Here is a 21,955-nt window from a genome sequence, read left to right on the forward strand (position 1 = left end):
TCTCACTCCACGCCGGATCGCATTCGACGCGGCCAAACGGGCCATCGACCGCCTCGGCGATGATCAGCGTGCCCGGCTCCAGATCCGGCCCCAGCCCGCCAGCCGTGCCAAAGCTGATCACCCCCGCCGCGCCACGGTCCAGCGCCGCCGTCAGCGCGCGCTCCAGCAGATCGGCGCGCGCGGCGTAGACGGCTTCGATGCCGTCTCGGCCCTTGCCCGCCGCGATACTCGCTTCGAACGCCATGCCGGTCACGGCGATCACAGGCAGCGCGCCACGGGTTTGCATCGTTGCGACCGCCGCCATCACAGACCGACCTTCACGAGCGTCGCGCCTTCGCGCTTGAGGTTGCGGTAACGCGCGAGCGCCCACAGCGGGAAGAATTTGCGATAGCCGTGGTAGCGCAGATAGAACACGCGCGGGAAGCCCGTCGCCGTGAAGCGCGTTTCGTCCCACAGGCCATGCTCGCGCTGCGTTTCCTGAAGCCACGCGATGCCGCGCGCGACCGCCGGATGGTTCACTTCGCCTACGGCCATCAGGCCGAGCAGCGCCCATGCCGTCTGCGAGGCCGTGCTCGCCGCGCGTTCGTAACCGCGGTAGTCGAGCTTGTAGCTGGTGCCGTCTTCGCCCCAGCCGCCGTCGTCGTTCTGGATGGCGATGAGCCACTGCGCGGCGCGCCGCATGCGCGAATCGTGATGCTCCAGGCCGGCGGCGTTGAGCGCGCACAGCGCTGTCCACGTGCCGTAGATGTAGTTCATGCCCCAGCGGCCATACCAGCTGCCGTCGGCTTCCTGCTCGGCGAGGATGTAGTTGTAGGCGCGCCGCGCCGGTTCGCTCGACACGGGCGATTCGCCCAGCTGCGCGAGCATCGACAGGCAGCGGCCCGAGACATCGGCGGTCGGTGGATCGAGCAGGGCGCCGTGATCCGAGAAGGGGATGTTGTTCAGATACTCGTGAGTGTTTTCCGGCTCGAACGCGCCCCAGCCGCCGTTGCTGCTCTGCATGCCGACGACCCACTCGCGCGCACGCGCGATCGGCTCGTCGAAGTCGCTGGTTTTGTCGAGCTTGTCCACGCGCTCCATCGCGGCCACGACCACGGCCGTGTCGTCGACGTCGGGGTAATGCGGGTTCGCGTACTGGAACGCCCAGCCGCCCGGGCGCACGTCGGGACGGCGCGAGATCCAGTCGCCGCGCAGATCGAGAATCTGCAGCGGCAGCAGCCATTCGAGGCCGCGGCGCGCCGCCTGATGCGCGCGCGCGTCGCCGGTTTCGATCAGCGCATGGGCCGCCAGCGACGTGTCCCAGATCGGCGACAGGCAAGGCTGTACGTAGGCTTCGTCGGCGTGGATCGTGACGAGCTTCTCGACCGACTGGCGCGCGATTGCGCGATGCGGGTGATCGGCCGGATAGCCGAGCACGTCGTACATCATCACTGCGTTGGCCATGGCCGGGAAAATCGCGCCCAGGCCGTCTTCGCCGTTCAGCCGTTCATCGACGAAGGCCACAGCCGCGTCGATCGCGCGCTGGCGCAGGTACGTCGGGAACAGCGGATCGGTCACGCGCAGCACGCCGTCCACGGCGCGGAAGAAGCCGAACCAGCCAGGACTTTGATGCGGCGCGCGCTCGTTCAGGCCGGTGCTGACGGGCGCGCTGCGGAACAGTTCGTCGATCCGCACGCCGCGCGGGTTCTTCGCGACCGGCCGCTTCGCGCCCAGCACGAGCAGCGGCACGATCACCGTGCGCGCCCAGTACGAAACTTTGGAGAGGTGGAACGGGAACCACTTGGGCAGCAGCATGATCTCGACCGGCATCATCGGCACTGCGTACCACGTGACCACGCCGAACAGCGCGAGCAGGATGCGCGTGAAGACGTTGGCCTTTTCCGCGCCGCCCGCCGCCAGGATCGCTTCGCGCGCGCGCACCATGTGCTCGGCGTCTTCGGCGTCGCCGATCATCTTCAGCGCGAAATACGCCTTGATGCTCGCGCTCACGTCCATGTCGCCGTCGGTGAAGAGCGGCCAGCCGCCGCCGGGCAGCTGGATGCGGCGCAGATAGCGCGCGATCTTGCCTTCGAGTTCGAGGTTCGCTTCCTCGCCCAGGTAATGGACGAGGAGCACGTATTCGGCGGGAATCGTGGCGTCGGCTTCGAGTTCGTAGACCCAGTGGCCGTCGGCGCGCTGGTCGGCGAGGATCGCGTCGGTCGCGCGTGCGACGGCGTCGTCGAGACCCGCAGCCACGCTGGCGTCGTGCGCCAGTTCTTCGGCGGACACCGCGGAGTGCGGTGCGTCGTCGCCATCAGACGTGAGCGCGGCGCGGTGTGCGAGGTCGTCGGCCGGCATGGCCTGGGAGAGATCGTTCATCGGTACATCCTGGTGTCAAGACAGGAGCAGATCCGCGGCCTTGCGGCCCGAGCGGATTGCGCCTTCGATCGACGCGGGCAGACCGGTAGCCGTCCAGTCGCCCGCGAGCGTCAAATTGTTCCAGCGGGTGCGCGCCGACGGGCGGCGCAGTTCCTCTTGCGGCGTGGCGGCGAACACCGCCTGCGCATCGCTTGCGATCTGCCACGCGGGCAGCGGCTGCACGGGCAGCGACGCGGCAGCCGCCACGTCGGCCCAGACCCGCGGCGCGAGTTCATCGGGCGCGAGGCGCAGCAGTGTACCGGCATCGTGAATCGTCGCGCTCAGGCGCCCCGGCGCGGCGTTGAGCCAGCCAGCGGTGCCGTTGATCAGAACCATCGGCGTGGCGAGCCCCGGCGGCGGCTCGACGGCGAAATGCACGGTGATGATCGCCGTATGTTCCTGCGGCGCCTGAAGCTGCGGCACCAGCGCAGCGGCCGCGGCGCCCGGCACCGCCAGCACGACGGCTTCGTCCGCGCCCAGCAGGACGCGGCCACTGTCGAAATCGAGCGCAACCGCGCGACGCGACGCCTCGTCGAAGGCCATGCCTTGCAGCGGCGAATCGAGGCGGATGGCCGCGCCGCCGTGTTGCAGCATGCGCAGCGCCGGATCGATAAAGGCGCTCGACAGGCCGTGGCGCGCCGTCAGCGGCCGGAATGCCTCGCCGCCGATGGAAAGCGCTTCGCGCAGCATCGCACCCGCCAGTTCCGCGCTCGCTTCGCGCGGCTCGATATTGAGCGCGCAGAGATAGAGCGGACGCAGCAGACGCTCCCAGAGCGGCCCCGCGCACGGCATGGTCTGCGCGACGGTGCGGCCGGGCCTCGCAAACAGCAGCGGCAGCACGGTCAGATAGTCGGGCAGGCGCGTATCGGGCACGCGCGCATTGGCGTCGGCGATCCACAGGGGCAGGCGCGAGCGCGAAAAACGCACGCTCCAGCGCGAGCGCGCCGCCAGATCCATGAAAGCGAAAGCAGGCTCGTCCGGGCCGGTGAACGCGTCGGCGGCGCCGATCGCACGCGCGTATTCGAGCGTTTCTCCGTGGCCCGCCAGCACCACGTGGTTGCCGCTGTCGAGCGTGGCCGCCAGCGTGCGGTCATAGTACGAACGGCATCGTCCACCTGCCTGTCCGGCGGCTTCGTGCAGTGCGATCTGCACGCCACGCCGCTGCAACCGGACGGCCGCCGCGAGACCCGCGAGCCCCGCGCCGATCACGTGGACGAGCCGGGGCATCAGAACAGCGCGTAGCGCGCCACGATCCACATGAGCCGCGCGCGCGGTTTGACGACCTTCGGACGCGGCAGGTCGAAGCCGCGATCCACGGTGCGCTCGAGCAGCACGCGATAGACGCCCGACATGATGCGCGGCGCCTTGACCTGCACACGCGGCGTGCGGTCCATGATCGCGTCGGCTTCGGCGAAATGCTTGAGCGCGCGCTCGACCAGCGTTGCGCACACGCGCGGCAGCGACGGATCGGCGGCGATCTGGTGCGGAGTGGTCGCCGCGATGCCTTCGCGCGCGAGCAGTTCGCGCGGCAGGTAGCAGCGGCGGATATCGGCGTCTTCGTCGATGTCGCGCAGGATGTTGGTGAGCTGCAGCGCGCGCCCGAGGTGATGCGAGAGCAGGCGGCCTGGCTCGTCCTGCATCCCGAAAATTCTCACCGACAGACGGCCCGCCGCACTCGCGACACGGTCGCAGTACAGGTCGAGCGTGTCTTCGTCCGGCGCGCAGATGTCTTCGGCGGCGTCCATGGCCATGCCGTCGATCATCGCGTGGAAATCCTCGCGCTGCAGACCGAAGGTATGGATGTGGCGCGTGAGCGCCGCGAGCGAGGCGCGCGGCGTGCCGGCATAGCAGGCGTCGATATCGGCGCGCCATTGGTCGAGCCCCGCCGCACGCTCGGCGCGCGGCAGGTCGCTATCCGCGATGTCGTCGACAGCGCGGCAAAAGGCGTAGACCTGATACATGGCGTCGCGCTGCGCAGCCGGCAGGATTCGCATCGCCAGATAAAACGAGCTGCCCGACGAAGCGGCGGCAGCATCGGTCTGATGTGTATCGTCCACGACGAGGTTGGAAACGGCCAAGACGATCTCCGCTGGGGGGCGCCCTCGACGGGGCGTTACAGATATTCGGGCCCGCGTGCTGCGGGTCGCCCGCGCGCGCGGACACGCGCGAGGCACCGGCCCTGTCGGAACGCCGTTCAGGGTCCGAGGCCGGAAACGGCCAAAAGTATATCAACCTTTGCCTGCCGCCGCAGTTGGGGGCATTCGGGAAACGCGCCGGAAATAAGGACCGGAACGGGCGGCAAGCGCCGCCGGCCCGTGATTTCGCACCTTGCGTGCGAAATTTGTGGCGATAATCGGCTAATTTCGCCGATTACCGAGGTAATCGCACCAGAAAGCGCGATCCCGTTCGAGGAGCTAATTCAGCTCGTGCAGCAGCACCACCGAGCGGTTGCGGCCCTGCCGCTTGGCGCTGTAGAGCGCGGCATCGGCCTCGTTGATCATCACTTCGTAATCGTTCGAGCCCGGCCGCGCCGAAGCCGCGCCCACGCTCGCCGTCACGGCCACGACATCGCCCTGCACATCCACCGGCGTATCGCCGATCGTATGGCGGATCTTTTCGGCTACGTGCATGGCGTCGTCAAGCGGCGTGCACGGCAGCAGCAGCGCGAACTCCTCGCCGCCGAAGCGCCCGAAAATATCTTCCTTGCGCACCACGCCCGCCACGCGCTGCGCCATCGTGCGCAGCACCGTGTCGCCGGCCACGTGGCCGAATTCGTCGTTGATTTTCTTGAAGTGGTCGAGATCGAACAGCAGCACCGACATCTCGCCGCCGTAACGCTGCCAGCGCGAGAATTCCTCGGCCAGACGCGTTTCGAAATAGCGCCGGTTGCCGATGCCGGTGAGACCGTCGCGATCGGCGTATTCGCGCAGCTTGGTGACGGCTTCCTCACGCTCGCGCTGCATCACGCTCACGTGGGTGACGTCGGTGATCGTCACGCAAACGGCGATCACTTCGCGCTCGCGCATGAGCGGCATGAAGGTGCAGTCCTGCTGCATGTAATCGACGCCGCCCGTAATGGGCCGGTCGTGATCGAAGCGGAACAGGTAGGGGCGCTGCTCCCACGAGCTGAACGCAAAGCTGCCGAGCTGGAATACGCTCTCGACCTTGCGCGCGAGCCAGGCGCGGGGCAGTTCGGGGAAACGCTCGAAGACCGGGCGGCCGATCACGTCTTCGGCCGGCACGCCGCTGTGATCCTGCATGAAGCGATTCCACATCAGCACGTTCATCTCGCGATCGAGCACGAAGATGCCGAAACCAACACGCTCCGCGACGAGGTCAGAGAGCGAAGGCGATGAAGCGGGGGTAGTCATAGGCTATGGAGCATGGCGTCAATGGCGCGGCTCACATGATAAATCGACTCCTCGGCCATCAGCATGACGAGATGCGCACGGAAGCGCTGGTCTTCCAGCGCGAAATTGACTTCGACGAGCAGCGCCAGATCCCAGGCAAGCAGCCCCGGCTGGAACACTTCGTCGAGCGTAACGGCCTCGCCGAGCAAGCCCGGCTGCGAAAACACCGGCAGCCGCCCGAGCTGGTCGAGCATCGACGACACGCACGCGCCCGTGAGCACGTTCGCCACGTCGAAAATCAGTTCCTGTTCCGTCAGCGCGTCCCACGCCGATTCTGCGAACGGGCCGCCCACCAGCGCGCCCAGTTCGCCGATCTCGCCGCTGCGGCAGATCACCAGCGCCTCGCCCTTGATTTCGGAGCGAAAGCCCTGTCGCACCGCCGTTACCGGGCCGTCGATGCCGGTCATCTCGCGTAGCGCCTGCGCCGCCTCGCGCACCGCCACCACGCGCACCCGCGGCACCGACAGTTCGATGAACGCGTTGAGCAGGCCGGACAGGCGCGTAGCCGCCTGACCCATGCCGAGATTGGCGATCTCCTGCAGGGCGTCGCGCTGCAGTTCCGTGAACACTCGATCAGGCATACAACCCGTACTCCTTCAGGATGGGTAGCAGCGCTTCCTGGGTGACCGGCTTCGGCACAAACGCCATCGCGCCAAGCGCCAGCGCGCGCTCCTGGGCGCGCGGCTGGACATCGGCGGAAACGACGATCACGAAGGTGTTGAGGTCCTCGTGCTGGAGCGCTTCGAGAACCTGGAAGCCCGTCATGTCGGGCATCGTGAGGTCGAGAAACATGACCGGTGCACGCCCGGCGCGATAGTGCGCCAGCGCTTCTTTCCCGTTCGACGCGTAGGAAATCTCGACGTCCCAGTCCTCGGGGAGCGCCTTCGTGAGCACCTTGCGGGCCAGCAGCGAATCGTCGGCGATCACGATGGGTAAGGACATGGATATGCGGAGTGAGTGTGCGTTGGACGGAATGCGTTAAGACGTATTAACGGCGGCGCGCGCAAAAGCTTTAGGGGGTGCGCGCATTTTATGCTTAAAGCATGGAATCGTCCGCGTTTCGGCGGCCAGCTGGCATGCCTTTCGCCGTTTCGACGAAAAGGATGGGCAGGCGCCCGGACAGTCGATGGGAAGCAGCAAAGGCCGTCAGCGTGCGTGACGCCGGGCGGCCCGGCAGCAGCGGCAACCCTCGCCAGCCTGACGGAAGCAACCCCTTTTTATGCCGGGTGGTGTCGGTTTTCCATCCCGGCTTACAGATCGAAAAGCACCCATCGGCACCGTAAACAACACCCAATTCGGGGAATGTTATTTAGCGTGTTCGGGATTCTCGAAGCAAATGGAAACAAATGCAACTCGACGATAATCGTTCAGCGAACGAAAACGACTTATTTTCAAGGCTTTCGGGAAATAAATGATCGATCCCTTAATTAAAGTCCGCAGATTATCCTTTTGTGTACGTTTGCGCTACACGGATTTTCGCGCAATCGACATCTCTGGCGGAAAAATCGCCTTACTTTGCCTATACCCGTACCGAATGAATACGTTCGCATGCGAAATGCATGATCGAGTGAAGGCTTCTTGAACGCGGCGAGGCCAGCGTGGTCGTTTATCATGTCAACAGCGATCTCAAAAGCGATGTCAAACGCTCCGCAGCGTCTTCCAGCCTTTTCCGTACGATGATTCCCGACCGGCCCGCAGGGCCAGACGACCGTTTGCAGCCGTCCCCGCGCACCGACGAAGCACCTTTTCCGGCGGCGCCCGGCCACGACTTCACGGTGCGCCGGCGCACCCTGATCGCGCTGCTGCTTGCCGCGATCGTGCTGCCCTGCGTCTACGTCGCGACGATGGCGTGGAGCGACCTGCGCACGCGCGAAGCCGACGCCACCGACGTCACGCTGCGCACCGTGCGCGTGGCCGAGGAGCACGCGCTCAAGGTGTTCGACATGAACGACGCGCTCGATGCGCGCATCGTCGATGGCGTGGAAGAACTCGACGACGACGGCATCCGCGCGAACGAAGCGCAGATCCACGAAAAACTCGACGCGATTGGCGGCGGCTATCCGCAGGTGGCGGCCGTGTCGATCTTCGGCCGCAATGGCCAGTTGCTCGCAAGCAGCCGTTACTCGCCGCCGCCGCCCGTTTCGATTGCGACGCGCGACGACTTCGTCGGCATTCGCGCCGGCCATGTGCTCGACCACGTTTCGCGCGTGATGGTGGGGCAGGTGAGCGGCGAAACCGTATTCAACACCGGCATAGCGCGCCACGACGCGGCGGGGCAGTTCGCCGGTCTGGTTTCGGTGGCGCTGCGCCCGCGTTACTTCAACAAGTTCTACAGCGAGTTGCTCGGCGACGACTCGCCAATGGCGCTCGGCCTCGTGCGCAGCGACGGCGCGATTCTCGCGTTCGAACCGCCGCCGCGCGCAGCGGCCACTGCGCACGCGGCGTCCAGCGCGGCGGTCCCCGATACCGTCACGCCCGGCACGCCGTTCGCCGCCGCACTCGCGCTCGGCAAGGATTCCGGCGTCGTGCGCATGCATTCGCAATTGCTCGGCGGCAATGCCATCGTGGCGTTCCGACGGGTGGGCGCGTATCCGGTCTACGTGACCTGCGCCTATCGCGCCTCGGCGATCTGGGCTGGGTGGTATCGGCATCTGAGCGTGCTGCTGATTTCGATGTTCACGCCGTCGATTGCGCTGTGGTGCGTGATCTGGTTGTCGCTGCGCCGCCTCGCCGCCGAAGAGGAAGCGTGGGAGCGCTGGCAGGCCGAAGCGTCGATGCGACGCTCGATCGAATCGGCCTACCGGCAGTCGCGCAAGATGGAAGCGCTCGGCAATCTGGTCGGCAGCGTCGCGCACGACTTCAACAATCTGCTGATGATCGTCTCCGCCAATGTGCAGATCGCGCGCCGGCGCGGCACGGCGGGTCTGGACCGCGAGCTGTCGGCGGTCGAGCGCGCGCTCAAGAGCGGCCAGTCGCTCACGCGCCAGTTGCTCGGCGTCGCGCGCAAGCAGCCGCTGCGCAACGAAACCATCCACGTCGGCCGCTGGCTGCCCGCGTGCCGGGAACTGCTGCGCGCGTCGCTGGGCGCGAAGGTGTCGCTCGTCGTCGATCTCGACGAGGACGTCTGGCCGGTATTAGTCGACGTCGCCGAGTTCGAACTCGCACTTATCAATCTGGCCGTGAACGCACGCGATGCGATGCCCAACGGCGGCCGCTTCACCGTGCACGCGCACAACATGGCGTTCCGGCCGGGGGAGGGCTTCCCGCTCGACGGCGATTTCGTACACGTTTCACTGGAAGACACGGGCGTCGGCATGTCGCACGATGTGCTCGCCCGCGCGTTCGAGCCGCTCTACACGACCAAGCCGAAGGGCATGGGCACCGGTCTCGGGCTGCCGCAGGTGTTCGCGTTCTGCGAGCGCTCGGGCGGACTTGCCGCGATCGACAGTGCGATCGGCGCTGGCACGTCGGTGCATCTGTATCTGCCGCGCGCGGCCGCCGCGCCTGCGCCGAAACGCGAGCCCGCGCCACGCGAGGACAGCACGAATCTGCCGCAAGGCCTGCGCGTGCTGCTGGTCGAGGACAACGACGAAGTCGCGGCAGGCACCGAGGCGCTGCTGCAGATGATGGATCATCACGTCACCTGCGCGAGCGACGCGGCGAGCGCGCTCACGCTCGTCGATGCGGCGCGTGCGGATCGCCTGGATGACGCCGACGCGCCGTACTTCGATCTCGTGCTGTCGGACATCCACATGCCGGGCGAAATGAACGGCATCGATCTCGCGGAAGCGCTGCAAAAGCGCGATCCCACGCTGCCCGTGATCCTTGTGACCGGCTACGCGGAAGAACTCGAACGCGCACGCCATGTGGACGTGCGTGTGCTGTCGAAGCCTTTTGATATCGCGCTACTGGAGAAAATGCTCGAAGCGATCCAGCGCGAACGCCAGGCGCGCGGGCGGCGGGAACGGGACGCGACGCTCTAGATCACGCTCCTGCTCAAATCGTGCGATTGTGTGGGACTGCGCCGGGTCCGTGGCATGCGGATTGCGACACCATTGCCCTGTAACCACGAGGAGTGAGTGAGCCATGAGACAAACCGTGACCGGTCTGTTCGAGACCTATGACGCCGCTCAGCATGCGCAACAGGCGCTGCTCCAACGCGGTTTCCCGGCGAGCGACATCGAATTGCCCGTGCATGAAGCCGGCGTGCTGGCGGGCATCGAGCGGCTCGTCTCCAGCTTTTTCTCCACCACCGGCGACGTGCGCGCCAATGCGGGCGCCGTGCCCGAACCCGCGCCCCACGCACCTGGCGCGGCGGGCGCTGCCGCCATGCCCGAAGGCAACGTGCTGATTGGCGTGCGGGTCAGCGACGAGGCGCACGCCGATCTCGCACGCGAGACGCTGCGCGACGAACACGCGCTCGAAGTGGCGATTCGCGGTGGGAGCTGGACGTGGGCGTCGGCGGATGCGGATCCGGTCGTGCGGGAACATTCGGCGCTCGAAGAACTGGGCCTTGCCGGTATCGCCGAGGCGATGCGACGCCGCTCGGCTCCGGCCGACGTTGTCGAGCCTCAGCCGCCCATGGCAGCGGTCAGCCCCGAGCATATGGCCGCCGAGGGGCGTCCGGTGAACGAAGCGGAAGCCACGGTGCTGGCCTCGGCGAGTGCGCCAGGCGCAGGCGCGGTGATGGGTTCGCCCGCCGCGGCCCGGGAGACGCATGTACGAGTCGACGTACCCGGCGCGCCTCAGGCGACGCAAGCAACCAGCACGAGCGCGCCGCGCATTCCAGACGAATTCATCGAATACGAAGAGGATTCACACGACCACCGTGCATCCGATGCGCCGGATCGGCCCGTGACCGGTACGCCTCCGACTTTGCATTGAGCGTCTTGAAGGCGAAGGCTCGTGCGTCTGACGTGCGAGCCTTCGCTGTGTCGAGGTTCGCGCTCAGCGGCCGAGTTGCCGCTTCACCCATTCCGCATAGCGATCGACGAAGGTCTGCAGAAATTTGCGCGTGTCGTCGCTCACGATTTCGCCTTTCTCGTTGATCCGGCTCGCGTCGTGCTTGATGAACATCTCGGGCTGACCGAGCATCGCCACATCGAGATAGGCCAGCACATTGCGCAGATGCGCCTGTGAAAGCGCCGTGCCAATCGCGCCCGGCGACGTGCCCAGTACCGCTCCCGGTTTTCCGGACCACGAATTCTTGCCCCACGGACGCGAACCCCAATCGATCGCATTCTTCAGCACGCCGGGAATCGAGCGGTTGTATTCGGGCGTCACGAACAGCAGCGCATCGGCGGCTTCGATTTTTTGCTTGAACTGACGCGCGACTTCGGGATAGTCAGCGTCGTAATCCTGGCTATAGAGCGGCAGCGCGCCAATGTCGAGAAACTCGAAAGAAAATTCGGCGGGCGCCAGTGACGTCACGGCATGCGCGAGCTGACGGTTGAACGATTCCTTGCGCAGACTGCCAACCACGACCGCAACTTGATAGGCCATCTCAGTGTCCTCCTCGGGATTCCCGAAAGCGCGCGCGAAGCGCAGGGTAGAGAACCGACATCATAGGCGCGAGTGCCGACTCGCATAGGCCTCGGTGTCCAGGCGCGGGGGAGGGGTTGTGGACAAGTCATGCGGCGGCGGATTTATCCACAGATTTCGTGGATAACCTTGTGAGCAACTTTGCCCGAAGGCCGGTGGCATCGGCAAAGTATCGGGATCGGGTGGGCGGAAGAGGGCGCCTGTGTTTTGTGCAGCGTGGTCGGGGCGCGCGCTCGGTGTCCGGCGCGCGCCCCGAAGCAAGCGGCAGGGCAGGGCTTCGCAGCCCTGCGTGCACGCTCAGGTGAGCACACTCCAGAGCGCGAGCGTGAGCACCAGCCCGACCACGGACACAATGGTCTGCAGGATCGACCACACGAACACGGTCTGTTTGAGCTTGAGACCGAAGTACTCGCGCACCATCCAGAAGCCGGCGTCGTTGACGTGGCAGAAGAACACGGAACCCGCGCCGATGGCGAGCGCCATCAGCGAATTGTGCGTCGCGCTCAAGCCGGTGACGACGGGCGCGACGATGCCGGCGGTCGCCGTGGTCGCAACCGTTGCCGAGCCGGTGGCCTGGCGCAGCGCCACGGCGATGAGCCAGGCGAGCAGCAGCAGCGGCAGATGCGCACCGACGGCAATCTTGCTGATGGTCGTGCTGATGCCGGCCAGCACGAGCGTCTGCTTGAGACCACCACCCGCGCCGATGGTCAGCAGCAGACCGGCGATCGGCGGCAGACTCTTGCGCAGGATATTGCCGACGCGATCCCGCGCCATGCCGCGCGACCAGCCGAGTGCAACGATAGCAAACAGAACGGTGAGACCCAGCGCGATCAACGGCTCACCGAGGAAATTGAGCACGTTGAAGGCAACGGTATCGGGATGAAGCGCGAGCTTCGCGACGGTGCGGCAGAGCATCAGCATCGCGGGCAACAGGATCGTCAGCAGGGAAACACCAAAACCGGGTGCAGCCAGTTGCGGATCATGACTCGTGAAAAGTTTGCCAAGATCTTCGGGTTCGGCGACCTGCATGCGACGCGAGAGCCACGAGCCATAGAGCGGGCCCGCGAGGATCACGGCCGGAATCGCCACCAGAATGCCAAAGCCAAGCGTGATGCCGAGATCCGCGTGCAATGCGCTGACGGCAATCAGCGGACCCGGGTGCGGGGGCAGCAGGGCGTGCAAGGTCGTCATGCCCGCCAGCGCCGGAATGGCAATACGCAGGATCGGCTGCTGCGAACGACGCGCCATCACGAAGATGATCGGCACCATCATCACGAGGCCGACTTCAAAGAACAGTGGCAAGCCGATGATGACCGCAACCAGCGACATCATCCACGGCAGGGTGCGCGGCGTCGAATGATCGAGCAAGGTGGAAACCAGCCGGTCGGCTGCGCCCGATTCGGCCATCAAGGCCCCGAGCATGGCACCGAGCGCGATGATGATGCCGACGTCGCCGAGCAATGCGCCGGCGCCTTTACTGAAGGCGCTTGCGACGCCTTCGAGTGGCACGCCCGCGGCAAATCCCGCAGCGAACGTACCGACGAGGATGGAGAGAAATGGCGCGAGCTTGAGGACGCTGATCAGAATGATGATCAGCGCAAGGCCGAGCACGCAGGAAAGGATCAGGCGTGTGTCGTGAAATGACCACGCGGATAGGGTAGCAAGGGACTCCACAGGATTCTCGATGATCGTTCAGGTGTCACTGCGGTTAGGGGAGGGCGGAGTACAGCATTGCCCGACTGTCTGGGTCGATCTTTTTGCGCGTCTCAGGCAAACAGTGCGGCGACATTTTCCGGCGGGCGGCCGATCACTGCGCGGCCGTTACGAACGACGATCGGGCGTTGGAGCAGGATCGGGTGCTTTGCGATGGCTTCGTAGAGTTGCGCGTCCGTCACGCCTTCTTCGCTGAGGGCGAGTTCCGTGTATTCGGTTTCGTTCGTACGCATCATGTCGCGCAGCGGGCCGCCGAGCAGAGCGTGAAGCGACGTGAGTTGCTGGACGGTGAGCGGGGTCTTCAGATATTCGACAACTTCAACAGGCTCATTGGCGGCGTTGGCGCTGGCCAACAGTTCGCAGGTTGCGCGGGACTTCGAGCAGCGAGGGTTGTGATAGACGGTGATCATGGACGTGGGTAGGGAAGTCGAGTTGGAGGGGAGCAGAGCCGTTCCAGAGGAACGCTGCTGGCGGCAGTGATTTTACCGGCGGGTGTGCGTAAGGGACACCGCGCTTTATGCGCATAAAGAATCGCGGCGGTGGCTGGCGGGTGCCGAAAGGCAGCAGGGGAGGCGACACGTTCGACATGCGACATCGTGGACATTGTCTGGCGCTTTATGCGCATAAAGCTGGCTCGTGATCGTGAGAGCGAGTCTTTCGTCGATCATCTTCGGTACGCTGTCTGAGCATCACTACGTCACTCCCTGTCATCAGTCGCCGTGACTTTATGCGCATAAATTTCGGGCGCGACCCAGTGCTTCTCTTGCCAGCTCTCTTCACGCCAACCCGCAGCGTCTCAACCTCATCAGTCTCCTGACTGGGCATCGCGGGGCCTTTATGCGCATAAACCTCAGCCGAACGGCCAATGATCCGCTTCCGCACGACGAAAATCAGGCGTCTGCCGTTGAATCACAACTCAATCCAGGTAAAATCCAAAACAATTAGCAAAAGGAGAAAATCAATTGGCAGCAGAGATAATCGCAGTCACGCAGCAGAAGGGCGGGGTCGGCAAGAGCACGATCGCGATGCATCTCGGCGCAGCATTTCATGAAAGAGGGAAGCGCGTACTCGTGGTCGATGCCGACGGCCAGAACACGCTGGTTCACTGGGCAAGCGCATCCGCTGACGGCGACGTTGGCATCCCGTTTCCGGTGGTCAATCTCTCTGAAGCCGGTGGCCAGATCCACCGCGAGATCAAGAAGTTCATCGGGGACTACGACATCATCGTCGTCGACTGTCCGCCGTCGATCACCGAAAAGGTCTCGGGCGTTGTTCTCCTCGCCGCGACCATTGCCGTGATTCCCACGTCGTCATCGCCGGCCGATTACTGGTCGAGCGTTGGCCTCGTGAAGCTGGTGCAGCAGGCGCAGGTCATGAACGAAGACCTCAAGGCCGTGTTCCTGCTGAACAAGACCGAAGAGAAACGCATGCTCACGCGCGAACTCAAGCGCGCGCTGGAAGAACTCGGTTTTCCTTTGCTCAAGACGCAGATCCCCACCCGCGAGGCGTACAAGCAGGCGATGGCTCTCGGCCAGACCGTTCTGCAGATGAACGATCGCGGAGCGCGGCTCGCTGCGGTCGAAGTGCGTGCCTGCGCCGACGAGATCGCGGAGATGCTCTCCTGACTTTATGCGCATAAAGGAACCTGAATGAAGTCCTCTCAATTTGCCAAGGGTTTCCAGGCCCGGCCCGACACGACGAGCAGCGAAAAGCGTACGGCGCTCGATCGCCTCAACGCCATTGACGGCCTCGTTGAAGACAAGCCGAAGACGCGCGAGCCGGTTGGCCGTGCGAGCCAACCCGAACCGATGGTCAGCGCGACGGACGACGACGTCGCCGCGGCCGAGCACGAATCCGCCGAATATCGCGCGTGGCGTATCGATCAGGGCTATCGCCCCGGTCAGATCATCGAACTGCCGCTGAAGGCGATCAAACCCAGCCCGTTCAATCCGCGCCACTTCTACCTGAAGTCGTCGATTGCCGAACTGGCCGTGAACCTCGCGAAGCAGGGGCAGCAGCAGGCTATCCACGTGATCCCCGATTACGCCGCGCCGGGCAGTTACTTCGTGAGCGATGGCGGACGCCGCGTGCGGGCGCTGAAGGACGCCAACAAGGAAGTCGTCAAGGCGATCGTCGTCGATCTGCCCATCGGCCTGCAGAGCTACAAGCTCGGCTATGACCTCAACGTGCAGCGCGATTCGCAGACGGTGTTCGACAATGCCGTGGTCTGGAAGCGCTTCATCGACGACAAGCATTTTCAGAGTCAGCGTGAACTGGCGGAACATCTCGGCCTAGACGAGTCGACCGTTGCGGTGGCGCTCTCGATCGGCAAACTGCCGGAGACGGTGATGCAGGAGATGGTTGCGCGCCCGGATCGCTTCGGTTCGAACATGGCGTATCAGGTTGGGCGATATCACGGCGCACGCGGCACCGATGCGACGCTGCGGCTCATCAACCGGATCCTCGCCGACGACCTCAGCACGCGTCAGGTCGCCGACATCGTCAAGGGCCGCGCAACGCCGCAGGAGAATCCCAAGCCGGCAGGGCGGCAGCGCTACGCGCAGCGAATGGAGATCAAATTCGACGGCGTATCGGTGGGCGATCTCAAGTCGTATGGCGACGATCGCCTGGAGTTGCGACTCAAAGGGCTGACGAAGGACCGGCGCGACGCCATCCTTCACCAGATCGAAGAGATGCTCAAGGCGAAGTAAAGAGCCGTCAGCAAATGAAAAAGCGGTCTTCACGTTCAATGCGTGAAGACCGCTTTTTTTGGAACATCCTTTCTTGTGCTGCTATTCAGGCGCAGCGCACGACACTATCGATCAGGCCGCGCGCGACTGACTCAGCGTGAAAGCGAGCAGATCGCCGTCGGTTGGCTCACCCCAGGTCTTGCGGGCCAGCCAGTCGAAGAACGCCGTCTCGCCGAGCTTCGATTCGAGACCGCGACGACGCCAGTCATCGCGCAGATGCGCCCCCATCCCCGGCAGTTCATCGTTCTCGAACGACGTGCGCGCAATCTCGCGTTCGAGATCGCCTTGCTCCTCGTAGAGCGCACGCGCTTCCTTGCGACGGTAGGCTGCGTACTCGTCCATCAGTCGCGCCTTGGGATCGTCCGCCGCAACCGCGCCTGCGATCGCACGGCCGGACGCCGCGGCATTCGTCGCATCTTCGACCGGCGGCGCGTAACCCTTCTTCAGCGCATCCTTGAAGAGCGCTGCGGCGCTGCGCACAGGCGGCAGACTCGTGCTGCGCATGCGCTGCTCGGTCAGTTGCAGCGCCGCGCGAATGCGGTTCTCTTCGCTATCGGCGTAAAGCGACTGGGCTTCCTTGAGCGGGATGCCGATCTTCACCATGCGATCGACCAGCGTGCTGTCGAACACGTTCGGATGCTCGTCGAGCGCCAGCATCGGCTGCTTGCGCTCAGTCACCCGGAACTGGATCTCGGCGACGCGCCGACCCTCACGATGCTCGATGAGCTCGACGAAGATATTGGTGACGGCGTTGACTTCGGCGATGGCCGGGCGCAGGTAGTCGCGCTTGAAGTACTTGTACTCGCGCTTGGCCTCGTCGCCAGCTTCGGTATCCGGCGTGCCTGACAGGATCGGGCGCCACCATTCCCACGTCTCGCGCATCGTCAGATGACTCGGGTTCGTGAGATAGCGCACGCAGATTTCGTAGAGCGCGAGCCCCGCGCTGCTGCGCAGCTGGCTCTGGAACTGAAGGCTCAGACGGGCGTACTGGACCGGGTCCAGCAGCTTCTTCTTGATCTTGGGGGCGAACGAGAATTCGACCCACACGCGGCGCGTGGTCGGATCTTCAAGAATTTCCGCGTCAGCGATCAGCGTGGAGATACCCCACTTGCGGCCGGGCTTCTGGCTCGACGTGCCCTGGCTCCATTCGACCTGCACCGACACCATGCGGCGCAAATGCTCCTTCACGAGCGCGGTGTCGTTCGAATCGAACGCCGAGTTCGCGACGATGTCGGACAACAACGCACGGTAGGTATCGCCAGCCTCATCGGCCTGCTGCGCGACGGCGAGCAGGACATTGAAGAGCTTGCGGGTGAGCAGGGTGATCTTGCCGCTTTTCGGCTGAATCGCGATCGCCTCGACGGCCTTACGCAATTCGGCCGAACTGGGGCTCACCACATCGGTTTTTTTCACGCGCTTCGTGGCCATGCGTCGGGTCAAGGTGAGATTTCGCGAAAGGATACCGTCTGTGGTGAAACCCGTCTATAGGGTGCCTCTCACCATTGCCGGTGATGGTGCGCGGATGCGCGCACCTCACCGCGCAGTGCTCCCGGAAAGTCTCACCATAGTGCAAGCCGCCTGGCAGCAAGGCTCCCGGCAGATAGGGGCTTGTCGGGATAGCCTCCTGAACTGCCATTTATCCAGGGTGTCAATTCGATCCCGAAAAGCCTCACCTTAAAAAATCCTGGCGTGGATGCAACACCGGAGCGTGCACAGAAACGCCTGCCCCTCCCTCGATCGGATAGCCCAAAGATCGCGGATAGGCGTTCGAACCGCTCCGACCTCGATTTGCACACGCCATATTTCTCATCGCAGGCAATGAAATCGCTGCTTTGCACGAACTACCGTCCCTTCGACTCCCGGAAAGTCTCACCTTTGGGATCGGTCGGCATCCATGATGCGTGGGCGCCGAAGTCTTTCCAGCCGCGGTATGGGGAGCACAATGCTCCCGAAAAACCTCACCTTTGTGGCTCCCTCGTCGCTGCCGCCGCACCCTTTCTTTCCCCCCGAAAAAGCTCACCTTTTGAACCTCAGCAAGAAAAAGCTAATGAATTCTGAGGGTTATCCACAAGCACGGTGGGCGGAAATTCGAACCAACGCCTCCCGGAAGATCTCACCTCAATGGCTTACCGACTTGCTGGCAGCGACCCGACACTCCACAGAGTGTCTCCCGAAAATCCTCACCTTGATACGCCTGAATCAACGTCGGAAGAATTTCAGCACCTTTGATTTTCAAGCTTTTGCGGTTAGTGAATGCCAACTAGCACCTGAAAAAGCTCACCTGGGGACATAAACCGGCCAAAACTGGCTCCCGAAAAGGCTCACGTTAGGCATCTTCGGCGTCCAGATCGATCGGATCTCGGCACGCCCCAGCCCGCTCCTGAAAAATCTCACCTCAATGCACGAAGCAGGCCATCGCCAAACAAAAGCAGTACCGTTCGCCAATCAAAGCTCCGACTCTTGCCCTCCCGTAAAAGCTCACTTGAAGCCCGAAAACAGCCGAATCCGGTCAAAATAGGCCTTCGCATCCCGGAAAGCATCACCTTCAACAGGCGTTTTTTCCCGATACCCCTCACCGAAGGCTTTTAGACCTCCAGATTGGCGGCAAAAAACGACAATATGGGTTGCCCCGAATCCGCTCACCGTTGCATTTTCAGTAACAGCGACCTCTCCACTGGCGTATACGAGGATCGCGGCCGATGAACTCCCGTAATCACTCACCCTTGCCGTAGAGTCAAGAATGGGGGGTGCCCCGAATCCGCTCACGTTCTATCCCGCAACCCCTCACCGCCTTCCCCGAAGCCCATCACCGGAATGTCCCGCAAAGCCTCACCACCTGTCCCGTAAAGCTTCACCCAATCGCTCTGTAAACCAAGCCAGGTAAGGCTTTGCCGTGGCGTTAACGTTTTTAACGGGTATCAATGGTGTTTACTTTTATTACTCTCTAGCCTTTCCTACCCCGAGAGCCTCCTGAGATATCCACATCCTCTCCCCTTGAGAACTGCTTTCGAAACAGCCAAAGTTAGCGTGGAACATTGTCTATAAATGGCTCGTCACTAGAAAGCCAAACGTTTACAATTACTTAGCTAGTAAACTTCGCTTTGTTTCACGAACGGGTAAACGCAGACGCGAGCTGGCACGCGATTTTGAATGCTGCCATCGCCTCGATCGAAAGCAACAACAGCGTCAGCAGGAAAATCGTATCGAACATTACGTAATTTGTTATTATTCGATCCGTTATCCCTTGCCGAGACGACCATGATCCGAGACGAAGAACGTCAGGCCCTTCGCGACGAACTCGACAATCTGCGCAAAGACGGCGCGCGGCGCCAGGAGCTCTCGCTCCATGCGTGCAAACGGCTGTTTTTCGATTTCGGCATTCGCCCCTCGATGGCAACCGTCCGCGATCTGACCCAGACCGGCAGCGCCAGCGATATTCCCAAAGACATCGAACTGTTCTGGCAGCGCATCCGGGCTGCATCGAAGGTGCGCGTCGGCAGCGGCGCCATTCCTGCGGCACTGGAAGAACGCGCGGGCGAACTCCTTGGCGCGCTGTTCGAAGAGGCGCGCGTTCTGGCGAAGCAAACGCTGGAAGAGGAACGCGAAGCCATCGACGCCAGCCGCCAGGACGCCGAGCAGGCGCTTCGCGATGCGGAGGCGCGACGGCTCGCGGCCGACGAAATGCTCCAGCGCAGTGAAACCCGCACGGAAGCGGCCTGGTCGCGTGTGCGCGAACTAGAAAATCAGCTCGCGGCATCCTCGGCGCATGGTGCCTCGCACCAGGACAGCCTTCAGGTGACAGTTCGTCGTCTGGAGGCCGAAAACGAATCCCTTCAGAAGCGTATCGACACCGAGCAGTCCACCAACGCGGGTCTGCGCGACCGGATCGACGGTCTGCACGAGGAAATGCGCCGCAGCACCGAGCATTACGCCCAGCAGATTAAGGACGCTCTGGCCGAAGCCGAACGCCGCGTGAAACCAATGTTGGTTGAACTCGATTCGCTGCGGACGATGTCGTCAACGTGGCAAGCCGCCCAGCGCGATGCCAGCCGCAAGGAATTCGATTTCATCCAGCAACTGGCGACAGCCAAGGCGCGTGCCGACCGGCTCGATACGGTGTTGCGCGAGCGTTCGGACGAGGTGGATGGGTTGACGCGGCAGGTGGCGACACTGCGCGCACAGCAGGGGATGGATGGCGCGGTGGCTGGCGTGTTGTGCGCGCTGGCGCAGTCTGGCCGACTCACGGAGGCTGAACTGGCGCAGATCGGCACGCTCGTGGACGGTCACGTGGGCTTGCCAGCGCACTGCCCGAATTGCGAGGAGGGTGAGCCGGAGCTTTCGCAGGTGGAGGGCGGGTTCGAGCTGTCCTGCCCGGAATGCGAGCACACGTCGGGCGCAGGGGCTTCGCGGCTGCAGGCTGTTGCGCGATTTACCGCCGGCAAAAAGCTCTCTGCTAGCCGCTGAGGTGAGTGTTTACGGGAATCCCCGCGACAGGCGGCCGTGAGCTTTTACGGGACTTCTTGCGTGCAGGAAGTCCGTCCAGCCTCGATATTTACGGTTTGTCAGCAACACGCAATGCGGCTTCGCGATCGGCCCAGACGCGCCATGAGCGATGCAGCCGGCCAGCCGAAATCGGTTGCAGAAAGCCCAGCCACTGGCCGACCTGATCGGCATCCACGCCACGCTCGAACAGATCGGCTGCAAAGCTGTTGCGCAGCGTCTGCGGACTGGCGCGCTCGGCGCGCGTCTGGGCGACGCCGGCTTCTTCCATCAACGCGTCGATCGCGCGCAGCACCGTCGCCTTGTGCATGGGGCGCCCGCTGGGCGAGCCCGGAAACACGAGTTGCCCAGGCAGTCCCGCCAGGCGTCGCGCCTCCAGCCAGGCCCCCATCACGTCGACCGCGAACGGTGCGAGCTTCGCGCTGTGTGTGAGCGCGGGGTTGTCGGCTTCGATCGTGATCCACTCCGAACCGATCGACGTCGCATCGAGCCTCAGCGCAATTGCGTCGCCAGTCTTCAGCCCCCCGCCCAGAAATACGGCGACGAGCGCGCGGTCGCGCCGCTCGCGCCAGCGCCGTGCCGCCGATTGTTCGGTGAGCGGTGCGAAGAGGCGGGCAATCACCGCTGCGCGTTCCATGGCCGTGAGAAAGCCGGTGGGTTCGTTTTCACGCGCATTGCGCCAGGCGGCCTCGCCGTCCTGGGCGATGAAACGCGCGGGGTTCGTGGAGGCCAGCTCGATCTGCCGCACATGGTCGAGCACACGCTCGATCAAACGGAGATAGCGCAGCCGCTGCGGCTTCTTCACCTCAAGACCGGCGACGAATTCAGCGATCGTGCCCGTATCCACGGAAACGATGGTCTTGCGCTTGAGCGCGAGCCATTCGAGAAAGCGGCCCCATTGCACACGGTAGATATCGGCCGACGAGCGGCGCAGATCCTGGGCGGCCAGCCATGCATCGAAGGCGGCGGCGGGGTCTTGCTGCCAGTCCGTGCGCTGCCGGTCGAAGAGATCGCGGGAAGATTGGGACGAGTGGGACAAATCGGAGGCGGTCATCACTGTCCTTCCGTTAGTTGCGATGCAGAAGGGAATTCTAGCGAAGCGAGGATACAGGTGGCGTCCAGCAAACAATCGACGACGGGCGACATCATCAGCCGCCCCATGCGCGCGAGCGTTTGACGGCTGCCTTGCGGCGCGCTTCGCGCTGGGCTTCTTCGGCGCTGCGCGCGGCGTATTCATAGGCGCTCACAGCGAACGCGAATACGGCGGGCAGGGCGTTGGATTGGCCGAAATCGACGGTTTCATCGGTTTCGGGATAGGCAAGGTCGCCTGGGCGCTGGAACAGGCCGAGCATCAGTGCATCGTGACGGCTGGCGAAACCGAGATCGGCGAGCGCTTCCGCTTCGATCGCGTGCAGCAGGCGCCAGCTTAAAGGCACCTGCTGGGCGATATAGCGATGCGCGATGTTGCGCACGATCTGCTCAAGATCGCGCGCGGCCGCCTGAAAGCGCAAGGCGGCCAGATCCTGCTCGTTCGGGGTGCGCGAAGTGTGCATGGGCGGCTCCGGTCGTTCTTTTTACTGTATGAATATACAGTACCTGAAGCGATCGTGCAGCCAGGAATGTCGCCTTGGGCCGTTTAGCCAG

Annotated in this window: 17 protein-coding genes and 1 pseudogene; 5 read left to right on the forward strand and 13 right to left on the reverse strand. The window is 63.8% G+C overall.

Annotation, left to right across the window (positions count from 1 at the left end):
• The 7 genes and pseudogenes from F3J17_RS35325 to F3J17_RS35355 all read right to left on the reverse strand — a co-directional run.
• Window positions 1–286 (reverse strand): annotated as a pseudogene (locus F3J17_RS35325) (hypothetical protein); the annotation flags it as partial.
• A gap of 17 nt (window positions 287–303) precedes the next feature.
• On the reverse strand, window positions 304–2,337 hold the full coding sequence (gene shc / locus F3J17_RS35330; RefSeq protein ID WP_167070424.1) for a squalene--hopene cyclase: 2,034 nt from the start codon (window positions 2,335–2,337) through the stop codon (window positions 304–306).
• A gap of 36 nt (window positions 2,338–2,373) precedes the next feature.
• A complete protein-coding gene (gene hpnE, locus F3J17_RS35335) occupies window positions 2,374–3,624 on the reverse strand; it encodes a hydroxysqualene dehydroxylase HpnE (protein ID WP_167070382.1) in 1,251 nt (416 codons plus the stop codon).
• On the reverse strand, window positions 3,624–4,475 hold the full coding sequence (hpnD, locus tag F3J17_RS35340) for a presqualene diphosphate synthase HpnD (protein WP_167070384.1): 852 nt from the start codon (window positions 4,473–4,475) through the stop codon (window positions 3,624–3,626). Before hpnD ends, hpnE begins: the two co-directional genes overlap by 1 nt.
• Window positions 4,476–4,811: 336 nt before the next feature.
• Window positions 4,812–5,768, reverse strand: a complete 957-nt coding sequence (locus F3J17_RS35345) for a sensor domain-containing diguanylate cyclase (RefSeq protein ID WP_167070386.1) — start codon at window positions 5,766–5,768, stop codon at window positions 4,812–4,814.
• A complete protein-coding gene (locus tag F3J17_RS35350) occupies window positions 5,765–6,388 on the reverse strand; it encodes a chemotaxis protein CheC (protein WP_027820393.1) in 624 nt (207 codons plus the stop codon). The genes F3J17_RS35345 and F3J17_RS35350 overlap by 4 nt, the downstream gene beginning before the upstream one ends.
• Complete coding sequence (locus tag F3J17_RS35355; RefSeq protein ID WP_027820392.1) at window positions 6,381–6,749, reverse strand: response regulator; 369 nt, start codon at window positions 6,747–6,749, stop codon at window positions 6,381–6,383. Before F3J17_RS35355 ends, F3J17_RS35350 begins: the two co-directional genes overlap by 8 nt.
• A gap of 734 nt (window positions 6,750–7,483) precedes the next feature.
• On the opposite strand from F3J17_RS35355, the gene F3J17_RS35360 reads away from it, so the two are divergent.
• Both F3J17_RS35360 and F3J17_RS35365 read left to right on the forward strand, forming a co-directional pair.
• Window positions 7,484–9,790 (forward strand): hybrid sensor histidine kinase/response regulator, encoded by a 2,307-nt coding sequence (locus F3J17_RS35360; protein ID WP_167070426.1) that lies wholly within the window; start codon window positions 7,484–7,486, stop codon window positions 9,788–9,790.
• Window positions 9,791–9,893: 103 nt separating this feature from the next.
• Window positions 9,894–10,691 (forward strand): hypothetical protein, encoded by a 798-nt coding sequence (locus tag F3J17_RS35365; RefSeq protein ID WP_167070388.1) that lies wholly within the window; start codon window positions 9,894–9,896, stop codon window positions 10,689–10,691.
• A gap of 63 nt (window positions 10,692–10,754) precedes the next feature.
• Here F3J17_RS35365 and F3J17_RS35370 read toward each other — a convergent pair whose 3' ends face one another.
• From F3J17_RS35370 to arsC, 3 genes are all read right to left on the reverse strand, one after another.
• Complete coding sequence (locus F3J17_RS35370) at window positions 10,755–11,309, reverse strand: NADPH-dependent FMN reductase (RefSeq protein WP_167070390.1); 555 nt, start codon at window positions 11,307–11,309, stop codon at window positions 10,755–10,757.
• Between the two features lie 336 nt (window positions 11,310–11,645).
• The gene (locus tag F3J17_RS35375; RefSeq protein WP_167070392.1) at window positions 11,646–13,022 is read right to left on the reverse strand and encodes a gluconate:H+ symporter; all 1,377 of its coding nucleotides are present in this window, start codon (window positions 13,020–13,022) and stop codon (window positions 11,646–11,648) included.
• A 92-nt stretch (window positions 13,023–13,114) separates the two neighbouring features.
• Entirely contained in the window at window positions 13,115–13,471 is a 357-nt protein-coding gene (arsC, locus tag F3J17_RS35380) for an arsenate reductase (glutaredoxin) (protein WP_167070394.1), read from the reverse strand.
• 552 nt (window positions 13,472–14,023) lie between these two features.
• Between arsC and parA the strand changes: the two genes are divergently transcribed.
• Together parA and F3J17_RS35390 are read left to right on the forward strand one after the other, a co-directional pair.
• Window positions 14,024–14,686, forward strand: a complete 663-nt coding sequence (parA, locus tag F3J17_RS35385) for a ParA family partition ATPase (RefSeq protein WP_167070396.1) — start codon at window positions 14,024–14,026, stop codon at window positions 14,684–14,686.
• A gap of 24 nt (window positions 14,687–14,710) precedes the next feature.
• On the forward strand, window positions 14,711–15,772 hold the full coding sequence (locus F3J17_RS35390) for a ParB/RepB/Spo0J family partition protein (protein WP_167070398.1): 1,062 nt from the start codon (window positions 14,711–14,713) through the stop codon (window positions 15,770–15,772).
• 111 nt (window positions 15,773–15,883) lie between these two features.
• Here the strand turns inward: F3J17_RS35390 and F3J17_RS35395 are convergent, their stop codons facing one another.
• A complete protein-coding gene (locus F3J17_RS35395; RefSeq protein ID WP_167070400.1) occupies window positions 15,884–17,239 on the reverse strand; it encodes a replication initiation protein in 1,356 nt (451 codons plus the stop codon).
• Window positions 17,240–19,069: 1,830 nt separating this feature from the next.
• Here F3J17_RS35395 and F3J17_RS35400 point away from each other — a divergent pair.
• The gene (locus F3J17_RS35400; RefSeq protein WP_167070402.1) at window positions 19,070–20,275 is read left to right on the forward strand and encodes a DNA-binding protein; all 1,206 of its coding nucleotides are present in this window, start codon (window positions 19,070–19,072) and stop codon (window positions 20,273–20,275) included.
• A gap of 88 nt (window positions 20,276–20,363) precedes the next feature.
• Here F3J17_RS35400 and F3J17_RS35405 read toward each other — a convergent pair whose 3' ends face one another.
• Both F3J17_RS35405 and F3J17_RS35410 read right to left on the reverse strand, forming a co-directional pair.
• Window positions 20,364–21,365: a tyrosine-type recombinase/integrase gene (locus F3J17_RS35405; protein WP_167070404.1), complete on the reverse strand. Its 1,002-nt coding sequence runs from the start codon at window positions 21,363–21,365 to the stop codon at window positions 20,364–20,366.
• Between the two features lie 94 nt (window positions 21,366–21,459).
• Window positions 21,460–21,864, reverse strand: a complete 405-nt coding sequence (locus F3J17_RS35410; RefSeq protein WP_167070406.1) for a DUF2471 family protein — start codon at window positions 21,862–21,864, stop codon at window positions 21,460–21,462.
• Window positions 21,865–21,955: the final 91 nt, after the last annotated feature.

The sequence above is a fragment of the Burkholderia sp. Ax-1719 genome, from assembly GCF_011753055.1.
Classification (GTDB): Bacteria; Pseudomonadota; Gammaproteobacteria; order Burkholderiales; family Burkholderiaceae; genus Paraburkholderia.

Excerpts from the sequence above, each read along its gene's own strand:
- shc (WP_167070424.1), bottom strand. The coding sequence starts at position 2,337 with ATGCCGGCCGACGACCTCGCACACCGCGCCGCGCTCACGTCTGATGGC.
- hpnE (WP_167070382.1), bottom strand. The coding sequence starts at position 3,624 with ATGCCCCGGCTCGTCCACGTGATCGGCGCGGGGCTCGCGGGTCTCGCG.
- F3J17_RS35345 (WP_167070386.1), bottom strand. The coding sequence starts at position 5,768 with ATGACTACCCCCGCTTCATCGCCTTCGCTCTCTGACCTCGTCGCGGAG.
- F3J17_RS35350 (WP_027820393.1), bottom strand. The coding sequence starts at position 6,388 with ATGCCTGATCGAGTGTTCACGGAACTGCAGCGCGACGCCCTGCAGGAG.
- F3J17_RS35355 (WP_027820392.1), bottom strand. The coding sequence starts at position 6,749 with ATGTCCTTACCCATCGTGATCGCCGACGATTCGCTGCTGGCCCGCAAG.
- F3J17_RS35360 (WP_167070426.1), top strand. The coding sequence starts at position 7,484 with ATGATTCCCGACCGGCCCGCAGGGCCAGACGACCGTTTGCAGCCGTCC.
- F3J17_RS35365 (WP_167070388.1), top strand. The coding sequence starts at position 9,894 with ATGAGACAAACCGTGACCGGTCTGTTCGAGACCTATGACGCCGCTCAG.
- F3J17_RS35370 (WP_167070390.1), bottom strand. The coding sequence starts at position 11,309 with ATGGCCTATCAAGTTGCGGTCGTGGTTGGCAGTCTGCGCAAGGAATCG.
- arsC (WP_167070394.1), bottom strand. The coding sequence starts at position 13,471 with ATGATCACCGTCTATCACAACCCTCGCTGCTCGAAGTCCCGCGCAACC.
- F3J17_RS35390 (WP_167070398.1), top strand. The coding sequence starts at position 14,711 with ATGAAGTCCTCTCAATTTGCCAAGGGTTTCCAGGCCCGGCCCGACACG.
- F3J17_RS35395 (WP_167070400.1), bottom strand. The coding sequence starts at position 17,239 with ATGGCCACGAAGCGCGTGAAAAAAACCGATGTGGTGAGCCCCAGTTCG.
- F3J17_RS35400 (WP_167070402.1), top strand. The coding sequence starts at position 19,070 with ATGATCCGAGACGAAGAACGTCAGGCCCTTCGCGACGAACTCGACAAT.
- F3J17_RS35405 (WP_167070404.1), bottom strand. The coding sequence starts at position 21,365 with ATGACCGCCTCCGATTTGTCCCACTCGTCCCAATCTTCCCGCGATCTC.
- F3J17_RS35410 (WP_167070406.1), bottom strand. The coding sequence starts at position 21,864 with ATGCACACTTCGCGCACCCCGAACGAGCAGGATCTGGCCGCCTTGCGC.